14 protein-coding genes and 2 pseudogenes are annotated in these 17,209 nt (G+C 46.4%); 9 read left to right on the forward strand and 7 right to left on the reverse strand.

The window, feature by feature from the left end; all coding sequences use genetic code 11:
* Positions 1-173: 173 nt before the first annotated feature.
* Positions 174-1,415, reverse strand: a complete 1,242-nt coding sequence (locus tag BTA30_RS01270; protein ID WP_076758261.1) for a cytochrome P450 family protein — start codon at positions 1,413-1,415, stop codon at positions 174-176.
* Between the two features lie 256 nt (positions 1,416-1,671).
* Positions 1,672-1,800 (reverse strand): annotated as a pseudogene (locus BTA30_RS23590) (hypothetical protein); the annotation flags it as partial.
* A 421-nt stretch (positions 1,801-2,221) separates the two neighbouring features.
* Between BTA30_RS23590 and BTA30_RS01275 the strand changes: the two are divergent.
* Together BTA30_RS01275 and BTA30_RS01280 are read left to right on the forward strand one after the other, a co-directional pair.
* Complete coding sequence (locus BTA30_RS01275; protein WP_076758263.1) at positions 2,222-3,883, forward strand: pyridoxal phosphate-dependent decarboxylase family protein; 1,662 nt, start codon at positions 2,222-2,224, stop codon at positions 3,881-3,883.
* A 15-nt stretch (positions 3,884-3,898) separates the two neighbouring features.
* Positions 3,899-5,620 carry a methyl-accepting chemotaxis protein gene (locus tag BTA30_RS01280; RefSeq protein WP_076758265.1) on the forward strand — a complete coding sequence of 574 codons (1,722 nt, stop codon included), beginning with the start codon at positions 3,899-3,901 and terminating at the stop codon, positions 5,618-5,620.
* Between the two features lie 41 nt (positions 5,621-5,661).
* On the opposite strand, the gene BTA30_RS01285 is transcribed toward BTA30_RS01280, so the two are convergent.
* From BTA30_RS01285 to BTA30_RS01300, 4 genes are all read right to left on the reverse strand, one after another.
* Positions 5,662-6,405: an amino acid ABC transporter ATP-binding protein gene (locus BTA30_RS01285; protein ID WP_076758267.1), complete on the reverse strand. Its 744-nt coding sequence runs from the start codon at positions 6,403-6,405 to the stop codon at positions 5,662-5,664.
* Positions 6,406-6,419: 14 nt separating this feature from the next.
* Positions 6,420-7,124, reverse strand: coding sequence for an amino acid ABC transporter permease (locus tag BTA30_RS01290; protein WP_076758366.1), 705 nt, complete (start codon positions 7,122-7,124; stop codon positions 6,420-6,422).
* Positions 7,111-7,920 (reverse strand): cystine ABC transporter substrate-binding lipoprotein TcyA, encoded by an 810-nt coding sequence (gene tcyA / locus BTA30_RS01295; protein WP_076758269.1) that lies wholly within the window; start codon positions 7,918-7,920, stop codon positions 7,111-7,113. Before tcyA ends, BTA30_RS01290 begins: the two co-directional genes overlap by 14 nt.
* Positions 7,921-8,042: 122 nt before the next feature.
* Positions 8,043-9,458 (reverse strand): sigma-54 interaction domain-containing protein, encoded by a 1,416-nt coding sequence (locus BTA30_RS01300; protein WP_076758368.1) that lies wholly within the window; start codon positions 9,456-9,458, stop codon positions 8,043-8,045.
* A 240-nt stretch (positions 9,459-9,698) separates the two neighbouring features.
* On the opposite strand from BTA30_RS01300, the gene BTA30_RS01305 reads away from it, so the two are divergent.
* The 3 genes from BTA30_RS01305 to rocF all read left to right on the forward strand — a co-directional run bounded on the left by BTA30_RS01305 (position 9,699) and on the right by rocF (position 13,406).
* Positions 9,699-10,901 (forward strand): ornithine--oxo-acid transaminase, encoded by a 1,203-nt coding sequence (locus tag BTA30_RS01305; protein ID WP_076758271.1) that lies wholly within the window; start codon positions 9,699-9,701, stop codon positions 10,899-10,901.
* Positions 10,902-11,074: 173 nt separating this feature from the next.
* Positions 11,075-12,520 (forward strand): amino acid permease, encoded by a 1,446-nt coding sequence (locus BTA30_RS01310; RefSeq protein WP_076758273.1) that lies wholly within the window; start codon positions 11,075-11,077, stop codon positions 12,518-12,520.
* Positions 12,513-13,406 (forward strand): arginase, encoded by an 894-nt coding sequence (rocF, locus tag BTA30_RS01315; RefSeq protein ID WP_076758276.1) that lies wholly within the window; start codon positions 12,513-12,515, stop codon positions 13,404-13,406. The genes BTA30_RS01310 and rocF overlap by 8 nt, the downstream gene beginning before the upstream one ends.
* Positions 13,407-13,480: 74 nt before the next feature.
* On the opposite strand, the gene BTA30_RS01320 is transcribed toward rocF, so the two are convergent.
* Positions 13,481-14,353 carry a LysR family transcriptional regulator gene (locus BTA30_RS01320; protein WP_076758278.1) on the reverse strand — a complete coding sequence of 291 codons (873 nt, stop codon included), beginning with the start codon at positions 14,351-14,353 and terminating at the stop codon, positions 13,481-13,483.
* Positions 14,354-14,477: 124 nt separating this feature from the next.
* On the opposite strand from BTA30_RS01320, the pseudogene BTA30_RS01325 reads away from it, so the two are divergent.
* The 4 genes and pseudogenes from BTA30_RS01325 to BTA30_RS01340 form a co-directional block, all read left to right on the forward strand.
* A pseudogene (locus BTA30_RS01325) lies at positions 14,478-15,050 on the forward strand (non-oxidative hydroxyarylic acid decarboxylases subunit B); the annotation flags it as partial.
* Positions 15,051-15,065: 15 nt separating this feature from the next.
* Entirely contained in the window at positions 15,066-16,487 is a 1,422-nt protein-coding gene (locus BTA30_RS01330; protein ID WP_076758283.1) for a non-oxidative hydroxyarylic acid decarboxylases subunit C, read from the forward strand.
* 19 nt (positions 16,488-16,506) lie between these two features.
* The gene (locus BTA30_RS01335) at positions 16,507-16,734 is read left to right on the forward strand and encodes a non-oxidative hydroxyarylic acid decarboxylases subunit D (protein WP_076758285.1); all 228 of its coding nucleotides are present in this window, start codon (positions 16,507-16,509) and stop codon (positions 16,732-16,734) included.
* Positions 16,735-16,750: 16 nt separating this feature from the next.
* Positions 16,751-17,206 carry a pyridoxamine 5'-phosphate oxidase family protein gene (locus BTA30_RS01340; protein WP_076758288.1) on the forward strand — a complete coding sequence of 152 codons (456 nt, stop codon included), beginning with the start codon at positions 16,751-16,753 and terminating at the stop codon, positions 17,204-17,206.
* The last annotated feature ends 3 nt before the right edge of the window (positions 17,207-17,209 follow it).

A 17,209-nucleotide genomic window follows, 5' to 3' on the forward strand; every position in this document is an offset into this window, starting at 1 on the left:
TGAACGCCGCCGTCATCACTTTCTGTGAAAGCCCTATGCTCGTCCTTCCTAGACTGCAAAGGTTTCGGATCACGCTGAAAGGATGACAAAATCCTAAAACTTTAAACCGTTTTAGGATTTTGTCAACGATCTGAAGCCCCCCTGTGCTGGCAGGGGGCTTTTATCTCTTATGATCAGCTGAGGTGTGAAAGCGAGTTGTTCTTTGCAAGTGAGACAGGAAGGCTTTCTAATCCTCTTAAAAAGGCATTTTTTCTCCATTTCATCTCTTCAGACGCTATGGCAAGTTCGATATTCGGAAATCGTTTCAGAAGTGCGTTAAACGCAATTTGCCCTTCCAGTCTGGCCAGCGGCGCCCCTAAACAGAAGTGGATGCCAAAGCCAAATGAGATATGCCGGTTAGGTGTTCTGGTAATATCGAATGTTTCTGGATTTTCAAAACGTTCAGGGTCACGGTTGGCAGAACCGATGCCTATAAAAATCATATCTCCTTTTTTGATAGAATGGCCTTGGTATGTGAAGTCCTCGATGGCCCATCGATTCGCCATCATGACGACAGGGGAGGTGTATCGCAGCAGCTCTTCAACAGCTGTGTCTATCATTTCGGGATGCTGCTGAAGTTTTTCTAATTCTTCCCTGTGCTGAAGCAAAGCGAGGGTGCCTGATCCGAGTAAGTTAACCGTCGTTTCAAGACCCGCCACAACCAACAAGAACAGCATTGAATAAAGCTCTTTTTCGTTTAACTTCTGGCCATCCTCTTCAGCGTGCACAAGTTTACTAATCAAGTCGTCTTTTGGGTATATCCTTCTTTCATCTATCAGCTTCCCGATATAGCTTTTAAACTCTCTGAGGGATTGATTGGTCAGCTCTCTGTTACTCTCTGAAGTATCAACCATGGCATTGGTCCATACTTGAAACTGTGAACGATCTTCTTTAGGTATTCCCATCATTTCTGAGATCACAATGAACGGCAGCGGGGACGCAAATGATTTCATGATATCCGTTTCATTCTCTTTTTCCATTTCATCTAAAAGCCGTTCAGTAATTTGTTCGATGCTGCTGCGCAGATTTTCAATCGTGCGGGGGGTAAACGCTTGATGAACCAATGATCTTAGGCGGGTGTGATCAGGTGTGTCTTTCGCCAGCATATGATCAGATACGAAATCGACATCCTCGCTGACATTTAACATTTTAATTTGTTCTTTACTCATCACGTTTTTTACGTCTCTGGTAATTCGATTATCTTTTAGGAACGCCATACAATCATCGTAACGGGTGATTAACCATGCCGGATATGTACTTCCAAACCGATTTAATTCAAATCGATGAATGGGGGCGTGCTCTCTAAAACGTCCCAAAACTGAAAAGGGATTTTCATTAAATTCTTTAGCATGCGGATGAAACATCAATTTTTCCATTTGCATTCTCCTCGCCTCATAATTAAAACTCAGATAGATCAGAAGTTAGAATCGAGCTTTGCGATGTCTGTACGCCCTCTTAAAAACAGATATCGTTTGAGATCAGCGACAGTCTGTTATGTCTAAAACTATATATCTATTTCAGACATGATTCAATAGTTTCCAGATGAAAAAATTGGATTGTCTGGTGTATAAATGGTCAATTAAATAAGCGCCTTTGAATGAACTCAAAAGACGCTAACAAGACTGTATGTTTTCATAGGATTACAATTTTTGTTAGTTGTTTTGAAACATCGATTGTATATACCGCACGATCTGTCAGAACCTTAAGTCCTCTGGTTTCTTAATGAATGTGTATGACACCGAGTAAAGGGATCTCATAAGCACAAAGGGCTCCCAGAAGAGGGAGCCTTGTCTTTTTCTTGTTCTTTGAATCTATGATATTCTTTTAGACCTTTTTTTATTAATAAAGGCAGTTTTAAAACCTCTTGGCTCTTTCTTTAATCCCTAAATAATTTTGAAGGAGATCTTTTCTTATATTAAACGAGTGTGTTGTACAAGTAAGCAGATGGAGCTTTAGTCGGTCTGTTTTTAAGTTTGATTGAGAAGTTTCTTTACGCATTATTGATCACTTCCAAATCAGAACCATTATAGAGTTCTAATGCTGAAGCAAGCTCAATCCAAAGTAAAAGATCAACAATTTCATGAACTTTTTATCGGAAGGTCTAAAAATATAGGAATAAATACCGATATGGCAAATGAAATGTTTTTCTGAAATATAAACAGACGAGGCAGGAGAGAGACACATGCAGCAAAGCAATATATCAGATGTACAGAAATGGTTTCCGAGCGAGGACGGAAATGAAGCGAAAAGAAATGAATTTATGGATCTGATCGGGCAGCTGATTCAAGGAGTGGATGATCTGAAAAACCCCGATCAAGTCAATCTTGGCGGTGAAAAGAACAGGGAAGGCTTGTTTTATGAAAAATTGGTTTCCGAAAGCCGGATTCCCAATTCAGGTAAGCCGATGAAAGATGTCAATGAAGAGCTGTTGAAACTTTTGCATGGACATCCATACCACTCAAAATACTTTTTCACAAATATTCTCCCTATGGCCAGCATACCTGGCATCCTAGGAATGCTTACGGCCTTTATGGTCAATGGCAACAACCTGTGGGATGTGTACGGTCCTGCCGGAGCAGAGGCGGAAGTGAAGGTCACTGCAATGATGTCAAAGCTTGCGGGTTATGATGCCGAAAAAAGCGGGGGCTACACGACTTGGGGAGGACAGGGCGCAGTCTACAGCGGTCTGCGGATCGCGATTGCCAAAATGGCGCCTTCGTCCCTTCAACAAGGGGTGCCCGGAAACTTCTATGCATTCTGTTCTGAAGCGGCTCATTACAGCTTGTATAAGTCAATGGAAGCCGTTGGGCTCGGGAGTGACCGCCTGATCAAGGTCAAAACTCATTCCGATCATTCCATGGACACGGAGGATTTGCGAAGAAAGCTGAGACAGGTGTGTGAAAGCGGAGGCATTCCTGTTTATATCGTTGCCACGACAGGGACGACAGATGCGATCGGAATCGATGATGTCAGTGCTGTCCGGTCCGCCGCCGAGGAAACGGCTCATGATTTTGGATTGCAGGCTCCCCATATTCACGCAGATTCTGCGCTCGGCGGATTTTTTGCGTTTTTTAATGAGTATGATCTTCATGAGAACGCTTTATCTTTCAGCCCTGCCGTCATCAGCATGATCAAGCCGATTCAAGAGAAGATGAAGCACCTGCATTTAGCCGATTCACTTTGTTTTGATTTTCAGAAGCTCGGTCAGACGCCGTATGTAACAAGCCTGTTTCTCGTTCAGGATGCCCATGATCTGAAACGGATTGACCTGGATCCTGATGAAACGCCTTATGTCGGCCACCGCGGTTATGGCGACTATCATACGGGCTACACGCTGGAATGTTCCCGGATGGCCAGCTCGATCAGTATGTACAGCGCGCTCATGGCATTTGGACGTGAAGGCTACCAAAAACTGCTCGGCCAGTTTCTTGAAGTGAATCTGCATTTTCGTGAACAGCTCGCACGTCGCATTCCACAGGCGGATATTATGAATCCGGACAACACCGGCATGTCGACGCTGTTTCGGATTTATCCTGAAGGGGCGCCGAGGTTTTCAGATGAAATCTCGGGAGCGTGCACGGTTCAAGAGCTGGAAAGAAACAATGCACTGAATGAAAAATTATTTGAAAAGCTCGGAGCGAAGAGGGATCAAATGTTTTTTGGCGATACGAAAAAGCATTTGCTTGCGGGAACACGTGAAGGGATTGAGGTTCCGCTCTGCGTCAGCAAATTTTTCGTCATTTCTCCTTATACAATGCCTGAGCATATTCCGGGAATTATTGATTATTTAAAAGAGAATATTGAGGAAGTCTGCCGGGCGCACGGTTCTCTCATGACAAATTAAAAGGGGATATAGACGATGAAAACATTGAAGAAAAAGCTAACGGAACACATATCAGCCAAAATCATGATCGGTGTCGCTTTGGTTCTCCTTATTACGATTGCAAGCTTTTCGATCGTTTTTAATATCATAAGCAAAGACTTGTCAGAACAGCTGAAACAGCAGTTTCAAAACCGGCTTTATACCGATATTCATCTCGCGGAAAATCAAATCAGCCGAATTGACGGGAACACGCTTGATATGGACTCAGCTGACAGCCCGCTTTATCAGGAAACGAAAAAAACCGTTAATGAATTAAAAAAGAAAAACAACCTTGAAAATATTTATGTTCTCTCCAATCAGGGAGGCAAGGAACGAATACTCGTTTTATCCGATACAGAGGATGATTTCGGCACCGCATATGGCTTTTCACCCGAAATGAAAGAAGCTTTAACTGCAAATAAAGTGATGTTAAGCGATGTGTACGAGGATAAATACGGGATTCATCAGTCGATTTTTCTGCCGCTGACAGACAGTTCCGGTGAACAGACGGGGATTTTGGGCATCGATTTGGATGCTTCTGTCATTCCGGCCACAGCCGATAAAGCAAAATGGTACACGCTCGGAATCGCGGTATTTGTCATACTGATTGGATTGATCATGGCCTATTTCCTCGGCACTTACATTGCAAAGCCGATCCGGCAGTTGATGAAGGCCTCGGAAAAAATTGCGGACGGTGATCTATCAGCCGAAATCTCTGTCAAAAGCCGTGATGAGGCCGGCAAATTAGCCGAATCCTTTAAGCGGATGAGTGAAAATTTAAAACAGCTGATCGGACAAATTTCGGATTCATCCCAAGAGGTGTCTAAAACGAGTCTCCAGCTCAAAAATGTCTCGGCTGAATCTAGTGAGAGTGCGGTTCAAGTAGCTGAATCCATGAACAGCATGAGCGAGGGGATCAATGAGGTCGTCTCATCTGTTACAGATTGTCATACATCGGCCGCTGAAATTGATCAGCAGATTTCCAACGTGACAGACAAAGTGAACGAGATGAAGGATGTCGCCGAAGGCGTCAGCAAAGATTCCAAGACCGGGCAGGAGCTTGTCGAAGAAACATTGCGTCAGACCCATATGATCAAGAACGTGATGGAAGAATCAAAACAAGCGGCAGCAGACATGCAGAATCACACAGAAGAAATCGAAAAAGTGATCGGAATGATTTCTTCAATAGCCGAACAGACGAATTTACTGGCGCTGAACGCTTCGATTGAAGCTGCAAGGGTCGGTGAAGAAGGACAAGGCTTTGCAGTTGTGGCGGGAGAAGTCAGAAAGCTGTCCGAACGCTCGGCAGACGCCGCTTTATCCGTCTCCCAGCTTGTAACAGGGACACAGGAAAGCAGCCGTCTAGTGATGGAACGGATTCAGGAGGGCAATGATGCGGTTGACAAAGGGCAGGTTTTAATCAACGGCACATATGAGAATTTTTCAGGCATTTTTAAAGGGATTTCTCAATTTGCCGAAAGAACAGATCAATTGCTGCAATCCTTATTAAAAGTTGAAAAATCTTATCAAAGCATTTCTTCTGCTATGGAGCAGATTTCCGCCGTAACCGAGGAGCAGGCGGCAGGCTCAGAAGAAGTGGCGGCCGCGGCCGAACAGCAAAGCGCCGGCATGCAGGAAATCGCGTCGGCGATTGAGCAGCTGTCCTCTCTGTCCGAAGATTTAAATCAAGCGGCATCCAAGTTTAAATTGGCCGAATAAAAAGCAAGCAGCCTGATCAGAAATGATCAGGCTGCCTTGTTTTAAACCGGATTGAGGATCCGGTTTAAAAACTGTTTAGTGCGCTCCTCTTTTGGCGCGGAAAAGATTTGATCGGGCGGACCCTGTTCGACGATGACGCCGCCGTCGATCAAAACGACTTCATCAGCGACATCCTGCGCAAATTTGACCTCATGTGTGACGACGACCATCGTCCATCCCTCATTTGCAAGGTCTTTCATGACCTTCAGCACTTCACCGACCAGTTCGGGATCAAGAGCTGATGTTGGCTCGTCAAAAAGCATCAGCTCAGGCTTGATCGCCAGCGCCCGGGCAATGCCGACGCGCTGCTGCTGTCCGCCTGACAGCTGAAACGGATAAAGATCCATTTTCTCCTCAAGTCCGACTTTTTTCAGCAGCTGGACGGCTTCTTTTTTGACTTCCTCTTTATTGCGCTTTTGCACCTTCACAGGACCTTCCATCACATTTTGAAGCACAGTGCGGTGCGGAAACAGGTGATAGGCCTGGAACACCATTCCCGATTTTCTCCGCAGGCGAAGCAGATCAGCAGGTTTATGTTTCTTTGAAAAATCGATCGTAAAATCGTCAAAAGAAAGAATGCCGCGGTTTGGTATTTCAAGTGCATTCAGACAGCGAAGCAGCGTTGTTTTTCCAGAACCGGAAGGCCCCAAAATGGCGATCACTTTTCCTTTTTCGATGTTTAAATCTATTTTTTTTAAGATTTCGTTTTCGCCAAAGGATTTGTTCAGCCCTTTTATCGAAAGCATAGTCTTATCCCTCCTTATTTGGCCACATACCGGTCTAATCGCCGTTCAATCTGCTGCTGAACGATCGCAAGAACAAAACAGATGATCCAATAGATGAATGCGGCTTCCATATATATGATTAAAATTTGGTCAAGGTTGCTGGCGCCGATTTCCTGGGCTTTACGGAATAATTCAGCAACTAAAATCTGTGACGCGAGAGATGTGTCCTTAACTAAGCTGATAAATGTATTGGATAATGGCGGAATCGAAACGCGCACAGCCTGCGGCAGAATGACTCTGGAAAGCGCCGTTTTTTGGGTCATTCCGATCGAATAAGCCGCTTCCCATTGTCCTTTTGGAACCGAAAGGATGGAAGCGCGGATAATTTCTGATGCATAGGCGCCGACATTTAATGAAAAAGCGATGACAGCGCTTGGAAATGGATCAAGCGTGACTTGGAACGCCGGAAACAAGTAAAAAATGATAAACAGCTGAACGAGCAGAGGCGTTCCGCGGATCGCCGAGACATAAATGCCGAAAATCGCTTTTAAAATACGCGATTTGGACATTCTTGCAAGCGCCGTAATCAGTGCAATGATCATTCCGAAAATAAAAGAGAGAATGGCAAGGGGAATCGAATAATAGATTCCCCTTAGAAAAATCGGCCAAAACGACTCCCGCACAAGATCCCACGGGATGGCTGCACCGATGGCCGCCGCCTGTATATTATTTAGAAACATCTTCACCAAACCATTTCTTCGCTATGTTAGCCAGTGTGCCATCCTCTTTCATGTCTTTCAGCGCGGAGTTGACTTGCTCAACCAGTTCACCGCTTCCTTTGCGGAAAGTGAAATGTGTCGTTTGAGGTTCGCCTGTTTCAAAACCGATTTTCAGGTTTTTGCTGTCTGATGATTTCAAGTAGTTCAATACGGCGAGCTTATCATTATAGGTAAGATCAACACGGCCCTGCTGAATAAGCTGGAATGACTGAGCCATCCCTTCAACACCTTCGATTTTGGCCCCGGCGTTTTTCGCCAGATCGTTATAGTTGCTTGTCAATGACTGTGCAGCCGTTTTTCCTTTGACATCCTCTTCAGATTGAATGTCGTTATTGTCCGCTTTTATGACAACGACTGCTTGGGAAGTTGTATATGAATCGGAAAAATCGTACTTGTCTTCACGGTCTTTCTTTCCGACCTGATTGGCCACAACGTCAAAACGCTTTGAGTTGAGACCGGCAAACATGCTGTCCCATTGCGTTTCTTTAAAGTCAACTTTTAGGTTGAGTCGCTTCCCGACTTCCTTCATGACTTCGACGTCATATCCTGTTAATTTGTCCGTTTTTTTATCATGAAAGGTAAAAGGCTCGTATGTCCCTTCTGTTCCGACGGTCAGTACCCCTTTATCTTTAATTGAAGACCAAAGATCCTTTTCGCCGCCCGTGTTTTGATCCTGGGAATTGTCGCCCGATGCTCCGCAAGCGGCTGTCACGGCAATCAATAGTGTCATGAGTACAGCGAATATTGCTCTTTTCATTTTTATTCCCCACTTTTCTGATTGGATTTAGTTGATATGATTTTACTTAAGGGCCTTCCAAAAGTAAAGCATAAACCTTTTTTAGTATGAGTCAAGAAATTCGTTTTTAGTGATGAAGAAGGTCATTCATGTTCATGATCAAGACGGATATTCCATTTTTTGATTCGGTATTGAAGGCTCTGCCTGCTGATCCCCAAGAGCCTCGCCGCCTGTGAGACATTGTCATTGCATTTTTTGAGGGTTTTTTGAATATAATATTTTTCAGCATTCTCGATTTGCTCCTTTAAGGGCGTGGCTGAGGCGGAAGGGAGCGGGGCAAACAGATCATAACCAGGCGGCGCCGGCAGCTGCTCTTTTGCCGCGGTTTTCGCTCTGTATTGCAAAGGAAGATGCATCAGATCCATTTTTTCTTCATATGACATCAAATTCATTGCGCCTTCGATCAAATGCTCAAGCTCCCTGACGTTTCCCGGCCAATCATATGAAAGAAGGAATCGGCGGACTTCATCTTCAAAACCGTTGACCTCCATTTGGAACATAGCGTTGTATTTGTCGATAAAATGCTTTGCAAGCGGCATGATATCTTCTTTTCGTTCTTTTAATGGAGGAATGAACAAGGTGACAACGCTCAGCCTGTAGTACAGATCTTTCCGAAGGCGCTGGGCGCTGACGGCATCGACAGGGTCTTCGTTCATCGTTGCGATGATTCTGACATCGATGGGAGTGTCCTTTGAAGCGCCGATCCGCCTGATCGTTTTTTCTTGAATAGCGCGCAGCAGTTTTGCCTGTAAACTGAAGTCCAACGAATTGATTTCATCAAGGAGCAGTGTACCGCCGTCAGCTTGTTCAAACAGGCCGGGACGGTCTACGGCTCCCGTGAACGCACCTTTTACCGTACCGAATAAAAGACCTTCGATCAGACTTTCAGGGAGGGCTGCGCAGTTTTGTGAAATGAATGGGCCCGTTGAGCGTTGGCTTCCGTTATGTATGCTTTGGGCAAACAGCTCTTTTCCGGTTCCGGTGTCTCCTACAATCAGAATGGAAGAAGAGGTTCGGGTCGCCCGTTTTGCATGTTCAGAGACTTCTTTGATTGCCGGGCTGGCGCCGATCAGGCTGTCAAACGTATATTTTGTGTTTTCGGTTTTATTCATATTTTCTCTGATCAGCCGTTCAAGTTTTGTGACATCTTTGGCAATCTCGACTGCTCCTTTTATATTCCCATGTTCCATAATGGGAAATGTATGATTGACGGTCGTAATTTCCTGGCCTTTGTTATTAAAGTAAGTCTGCTTGACGTTTTTGTTTGTTTTTCCGTACTGGAGCGCCTGGACGAGTGTGCTGTCATGCTGGTTGGCAAACGTAAAAACATCCAGCAGATTTTTGCCGAGCACATCCTGGACATCCATCCCCTCAATCTGACTCATTTTTTTGTTATATACGGCAGATGTGCCGTTTTCGTCGACGACATGCAGGCCGACATCAATTTCATCAATGATCCTTTGAAAAATAAGCTGCAATAATTGATTGTTTGTAAGCACGTGACATCCCCCTTTGTCTATCTGTTTACATTTTAATCGAAGATCCATGACGGGTGCAAAAAAATATGCATTCATTTTTTGCATGTTTGAAGAAAAAGTGCAAAAATTTTTGCGTCCTTCAGGAATAAAATTTTGAATATTTGCGGTTTTCTGTGTTGGCACGATACTTGCATATAACAAATAGCGAAACAAAATACGACATCTGGCATGTATGTCCAAAAACAAGAAGGAGGAATCCGAATGACGGTTTTATCAAAATCCGAGAAAATTATGAATCAAACCGCACATTATGGGGCGAATAACTATCACCCTCTGCCGATCGTGATTTCTGAAGCGGAAGGCGCATGGGTAAGAGATCCTGAGGGCAATCGATATATGGATATGCTGAGCGCTTATTCCGCAGTGAATCAAGGGCACAGGCACCCGAAAATCATTCAGGCGCTGAAAGACCAGGCCGATAAAATCACCTTGACTTCAAGGGCTTTTCACAATGACCAGCTGGGTCCTTTTTATGAAAAGGTTGCATCGTTAACGGGAAAAAATATGGTGCTTCCGATGAATACCGGCGCTGAAGCGGTTGAATCAGCGATTAAAGCGGCGCGGCGCTGGGCCTATGATGTAAAAGGCGTCTCAGACAACCAGGCGGAAATCATCGCATGTAAAGGTAATTTTCACGGCCGGACGATGCTGGCCGTATCCCTTTCTTCAGAAGAAGAGTATAAGCGCGGCTTCGGACCGATGCTTCCCGGCATCAAGCTGATTTCTTATGGGGATTTGGAAGCGCTGAAAAAAGCGATCACGCCGAACACAGCTGCTTTCTTGTTCGAGCCGATTCAAGGCGAAGCGGGCATCGTCATTCCGCCGGAAGGCTTTTTAAAGCAGGCGGCTGAAATCTGCAGAGAAAACAACGTCCTGTTTATCGCCGACGAAATACAGTCAGGACTTGCGCGCACAGGCAAGATGTTTGCTTGCGATTGGGAGGAAGTTGTTCCCGACATGTACATTTTAGGAAAAGCGCTTGGAGGCGGTGTGTTCCCGATATCATGCATCGCGGCAAACCCGGATGTGCTGGGTGTATTTAATCCGGGTTCACACGGATCGACCTTCGGCGGAAACCCGCTTGCCTGCGCCGTATCTATCGCCGCACTGGAAGTGTTGGAAGATGAACATCTTGCAGAACATTCTTTAGAGCTTGGGGAATACTTTAAAGAAAAGCTTTCAGAAATCGACAACCCTAAAATGAAAGAAGTCCGCGGAAGAGGCCTGTTCATCGGGGTTGAACTAACTGAGGCGGCGCGTCCGTATTGCGAACGTTTAAAAGAAGAAGGGCTGCTCTGCAAAGAAACGCATGAGACGGTGATTCGCTTCGCTCCTCCTCTGGTCATTTCAAAAGAGGATCTCGATTGGGCCATTGAAAAGATTACCCGAGTTTTGTCGAAGTAACCTGAGAACGGCTGAACAATAAAGGGGTTGTTCAGCCTGTTTTTTTCGCGTGTATGCGAAGTTTGTCGTAAATTGAAATATAAGGAAATTATTCAGAAGATTTAAAAAATAGGTATTTCGAATGAAGGGGATCTGGAAAACAGGGAGAAATCTAGCGGAAGGGGTGTAGCGGTATGAATCACGAAAACAGAGAACAATATACATTGAAAAGAACAATGACATCACGGCATTTATTTATGATCTCGCTTGGAGGCGTCATTGGGACGGGCTTTTTCTTGGGAACAGGCTATACAATTAATGAAGCGGGGCCGATCGGGGCGATTCTTTCCTATTTAGCGGGCGGAATGATCATGTATTTTACAATGCTGTGCCTTGGCGAGCTTGCGGTGGCAATGCCTGTTTCAGGCTCTTTTCAGACATACGCGACAAAATTTATCGGTCCTGCCACAGGCTTTGCCGTCGGATGGATCTACTGGCTTGGCTGGTCGGTTACGGTCGCATTGGAGTTTCTATCGGCTGGGCAGCTGATGAAAAGGTGGTTTCCGGATGTCGGCGTCTGGATATGGTGTTTGATTTTCGGAGTGCTGCTTTTTTCGCTCAATGCCCTCTCTGCAAAGGCCTTCGGGGAATCGGAATTTTGGCTGTCCGGGATTAAGATCATTGTCATCCTTCTTTTCATTATTCTCGGAGGCGGTGCGATGTTTGGCCTGATCGACATGGAAGGCGGACAGGCTGCACCGTTCTTCTCCAATCTGATTGGGGACGGTATTTTTCCAAACGGCTTCGGAGCCATCTTTATTACGATGATCACCGTCAACTTTGCCTTTCAGGGAACAGAGCTGATCGGGATAGCGGCGGGAGAAAGCGAGAATCCGGAAAAAACGGTGCCGCGCTCCATCAAACAAACGGTATGGCGGACATTGGTGTTTTTCGGCCTGTCTGTATTTGTGCTGGCGGGATTGATCCCCTGGGAAAAAGCAGGGGTTGTTGAAAGTCCCTTCGTTGTCGTATTCGAACAGATTGGCATTCCATACGCCGCAGATTTGATGAACTTTGTCATTTTAATCGCTTTATTGTCGGTGGCGAACTCGGGTTTGTACGCATCGACGAGGATGCTATATTCCTTGGCGAATGAAGGGATGGCCGCTTCAGCTCTAAGAAAGGTCAACAAAAGAGGCATCCCGATGAATGCGCTTTGGATCACCCTCGGCTTTGCGGGCTTGTCTCTCATATCAAGCGTAGTCGCCGCAGAAACGCTGTACATCTGGCTTCTGTCGCTTGCCGGATTGAGCGCGCAAATCGGCTGGATCACGATTACGGTATCACAGCTGTTGTTCCGCAGACAATATGTAAAAGAAGGCGGAAAAGTTGAGGATTTGAAATTTAAAACCCCTTTATATCCTTTTTTACCGCTGGCGGGTTTTATTTTAAACAGCGTCGTCCTTGTGAGCCTTGCCTTTGATTCAGAGCAGCGGATGGCTTTGTATTGCGGGATTTTGTTCATGTCGGCCTGCTACTGTGTATATCACCTTTTTGTGAAAAAACGCCAGGCTGCTGAACATCAGGAAGAAATGATCTATCAAACTAAAACGAATGATGAGGTGGCTGTTGATGAATAAACATGTTTCACTGATTGGAATGCCGATGGATTTGGGACAGGCAAGGCGCGGAGTTGATATGGGGCCGAGCGCCATCCGCTACGCCCATATCGTGGAGCGCTTGTCTGAACTGGGATATGATGTCAAAGACCTCGGCGATGTGCCGATTAACCGCGACCAGCCTAAAGGTGATGAAGGATTGAAAAATTTAGTCTCTGTTTTGGAAGGGAATCAAAAATTAGCCGACATTGTTGACAATGTCATCGAACATCGCCGCTTTCCCCTCGTTTTAGGCGGGGACCACAGCATTGCCATCGGGACGTTGGCGGGTGTGGCCAAACATTATCAACAGCTCGGTGTGATCTGGTATGACGCCCACGGAGATTTAAATACGCTGGAAACGTCGCCGTCAGGCAATATCCACGGCATGCCGCTGGCAGTGAGCCTCGGAGTCGGCGATGAAAAGCTTGTCAGGCTTCACGGATATGCGCCAAAAATCAAACCGGAGCACGTCGTGATCATCGGTGCGCGTTCTCTTGATGAAGGGGAGCGGAAATATATCCGCGAAACAGGGATGAAAGTCTATACGATGCATGAAATTGACCGCTTAGGCATGACGAAGGTGATAGAGGACACGATCGAGTATCTGTCGGCAAACTGTGACGGAATTCATTTAAGCCTTGACCTCGACGGTCTTGACCCAAGCGATGCTCCCGGAGTCGGCACGCCTGTCGTCGGAGGCATCAGCTACAGGGAAAGCCATTTAGCGATGGAAATGCTCTATGACGCCGACATCATTACATCGGCCGAGTTTGTCGAAGTGAATCCAATATTGGACCATAAAAATAAAACCGGTGAGGCGGCCGTCGAATTGATCGAATCGCTGTTAGGCAAAAAGCTGCTGTAAAGCATGCAAAGGGAAGGGCATCTGTGAGATGCTCTTCTCTTTTTTGCGAGGTCTGCCCCAAATAAAAACCGGCTTTAGAACAAACTCAAAAATTGTCTCACAGGTTTCGGCAAAAAGCTGTTGGCCCGCCAGACGACGGACGGCGTCAAAATAAACGGATTGTCTTTAATCTCTAACGTCTGGACATGCCGGGCAAAATGCTCCGGAAGCATGGATAATGGCAGAATGGTCGCTCCGAATCCCGAAGTGACGAGGCTGAGCAGTGTTGTTGAATCATGGCACTCACAGACGACTGTCGGCTCTAAACCGTATGTTTGAAAGCTGTGAACGACCTCATCGTAAATCCCTTTTCCGTGGGCGGGCCTGAGCAGAATCAACGGCAGTTCGGAAATGTCTTTCATCCCGGCTTCCCCGCTGAGTCCGTATGATTGATTCCCCGGGAGAACGAGCTTGCAGGGGATGTCGGGCAAGTTTTTTGATTCAAAGTTTTTGCTGTAGAAAGGCGTAGTCGTAATTGCTGCATCAATCTGCCGGCTTTCCAGCAGTTCATTCAGCCGCACGGGCTCTCCTTCCCAAATGTTAAACATTAAGTTGGGGTACATTTCTCTGATCTGTGAGACCTTTGACAGCAAAAGGGCTGCACAGTAAATCGTTGAACCGACAGCAAGTGTCCCGTTGACTTCTTCACGCAGCTCCCGCACTTCCAAGATGGAATCCTCAAGTTTATGCAAAATGTCTTTCGCCCTTTTCAGAAAAACTTCTCCTTCATAGGTCAGCGTCAGGTTTTTCTTTTTGTTGCGGTCAAATAAGACGACACCGAGCTCCTCTTCCATTTGCTTCAACTGTCTGCTTAACGGCGGCTGGGCGATATGAAGCTTCTTTGCAGCCGTTGTGATTTTTCCTTCCTGGGCAATCGTGACAAAGTATTTTAATTGGCGAATATCCATTTTCATCAGCACTCCTAATGATATACCTTTTAGGTATTATATATAGATTTAATAGATATTTTCAATATGGTAAATAGAGGAGTATCATTTTATTTGAAGGCATCACAGGACAGAAAGGAGGACGCATATGAAGATCATCGTCGGAATCACGGGCGCGACCGGCGCCATCTTTGGCGTGCGGATGCTGGAGTGGCTGAAAAAAGCCGGCGCTGAAACACATCTGGTCATCTCTCCGTGGGCAGGCGCAACCATTCAGCATGAAACAGGATATACAATCAAGGATTTAGAAAAGCTTGCGTCTTTTACATATTCACATAAAGACCAAGCCGCCCGTATTTCAAGCGGTTCCTTTCAAACAGACGGAATGATTGTAGCACCTTGCAGTATGAAAACATTGGCAGGCATCCGCACCGGTTTGGCGGATAATCTGCTGACCCGTTCAGCGGACGTGATGCTGAAGGAACGGAAAAAACTGATCCTTTTGACGAGGGAAACCCCGCTCAATCAAATTCATCTTGAAAACATGCTTGAACTATCGCGTATGGGTGTGATGATTCTTCCGCCCATGCCGGCTTTCTATAACCATCCCCAAAATCTCATGGACATGGTCGACCACATTGTATTCCGGACGCTTGACCAGTTTGGCATCCATCTGTCTGAAGCGAAACGCTGGGAAGGAATGAAACAGGCAAAATAAAAGGAGGATAACAGAATGGCTTATCAAGACTTTAGGGACTTTTTAAACGCATTAAAAAAAGAAGGACAGCTTCTTGAGGTGCAGGAAGAGGTAAAACCGGAACCCGACTTGGGCGCCGCTGCGCGCGCCGTGAACAACCTCGGGGATCAATCACCCGCTTTGCTGTTCAATAATATATACGGATACAACAATGCGCAAATCGCAATGAACGTCATCGGCTCCTGGCCGAACCACGCTTTAATGCTGGGTCTTCCGAAAGACACACCCGTCAAAGAACAGTTTTTTGAGTTTGCCCGCCGCTACGACCAATTTCCTGTGAAGGTTCAAAGAGAAGAAACGGCGCCGTTTCATGAAAATGAAATCACGGAGGACATCAACCTGTTTGATATTTTACCGCTCTTCCGCATCAACCAAGGCGACGGAGGCTATTATTTGGACAAAGCCTGCGTCATTTCAAGAGATGTCGAAGACCCTGAAAACTTTGGAAAACAAAATGTCGGCATTTACAGAATGCAGGTGAAAGGGAAAGACCGCCTCGGCATCCAGCCCGTACCTCAGCACGATATTGCCATTCATTTGCGGCAGGCTGAAGAACGCGGCGAAAACCTTCCCGTCACAATCGCCCTCGGCTGTGAACCTGTCATTACAACAGCGGCGTCAACACCGCTCTTATACGATCAGTCAGAATACGAAATGGCAGGCGCGCTTCAAGGTGAGCCGTATAAAATCGTCAAATCTAAGCTTTCCAACTTAGATATCCCATGGGGAGCCGAAGTCGTCCTTGAAGGTGAAATCATTGCCGGGGAACGCGAATTTGAAGGTCCGTTCGGCGAATTTACCGGCCACTATTCAGGCGGCCGCAGCATGCCGATCATCAAAATCAAACGCGTATCCCACCGCACGAATCCGATTTTTGAGCACTTATACTTAGGCATGCCATGGACGGAATGCGACTATATGATCGGCGTCAATACATGTGTGCCGCTTTATCAGCAGCTGAAAGAAGCGTATCCGGAAGAAATCGTCGCCGTCAATGCGATGTACACCCACGGGCTGATCGGGATTGTTTCAACGAAAAGCCGCTACGGCGGATTTGCAAAAGCGGTCGGAATGCGTGCGCTGACAACACCGCACGGCCTCGGCTACTGCAAAATGGTCATCGTCGTTGACGAAGACGTCGATCCGTTTAATCTGCCGCAAGTGATGTGGGCGATTTCGACAAAAATGCACCCGAAACACGATGCGGTCACAATCCCGGATCTATCCGTACTGCCGCTCGACCCGGGTTCAAATCCGGCCGGCATCACCCACAAAATGATTTTGGATGCGACAACACCGGCAGCACCGGAAACAAGAGGCCACTATTCACAGCCGCTTGATTCCCCTCTAACCACGAAAGAATGGGAACAAAAATTAATGAATCTATTAAATCAATAAGATAGGAGAGTGTTTCATTATGCATACATGTCCGCGCTGCGACTTAAAAAAAGCGGAAACTGTCAGCAAGTCTCCCGTTGAAGGAGCATGGGAAGTCTATCAATGCCAACATTGTTTTTTTACATGGAGATCGTCTGAGCCCGAAACGATCACAAATCCTGCAACATACAATCCGGCTTTTAAAATCGATCCTTCCGAAGTCGAAACGGCCGTCCACGTGCCGGCGATTCCAAAGCGGAAAATCTAAAGGGGGGGCATCCGGCATGGCTCAACTATCAAACGAACTATTTCAACTCTTAAACGGACAGAAACTCGCCGCGAAACGGCATGAGGCGATGATGCTTCAGACCGTCACCGAAGACGGCTGGCCCCACACGGCCATGATCAGCGCCGGAGAAATCCTCGCCTTGAACGACACCGATGTCCGCCTTGCTCTTTGGCAAGGCACAACAACAACGGCAAACATCACCCGCACAGGCCGGGCGCTCTTCGTCACATGGTGGAAAGGCAAAGCTCATTATGTGCGGCTGTCTTTAACGAAACTGCCAGACTTAAAAGACGCCAAATACCCGAGAGCGCGCTTTGCCGGCACTGTCAAATCAGCCCGCGAAGACACCGCCAAATACGCCGATATCATCGCGGGTGTTCAGATTGAGCTGAAAGATGAAGATTCGGTTTTGCGGCGGTGGGAGGAGACGCTTGAGGAGTTGCAGAAATAACAG

Origin of the sequence: Bacillus swezeyi, from assembly GCF_001969815.1 — a bacterium.
GTDB lineage: Bacteria > Bacillota > Bacilli > Bacillales > Bacillaceae > Bacillus > Bacillus swezeyi.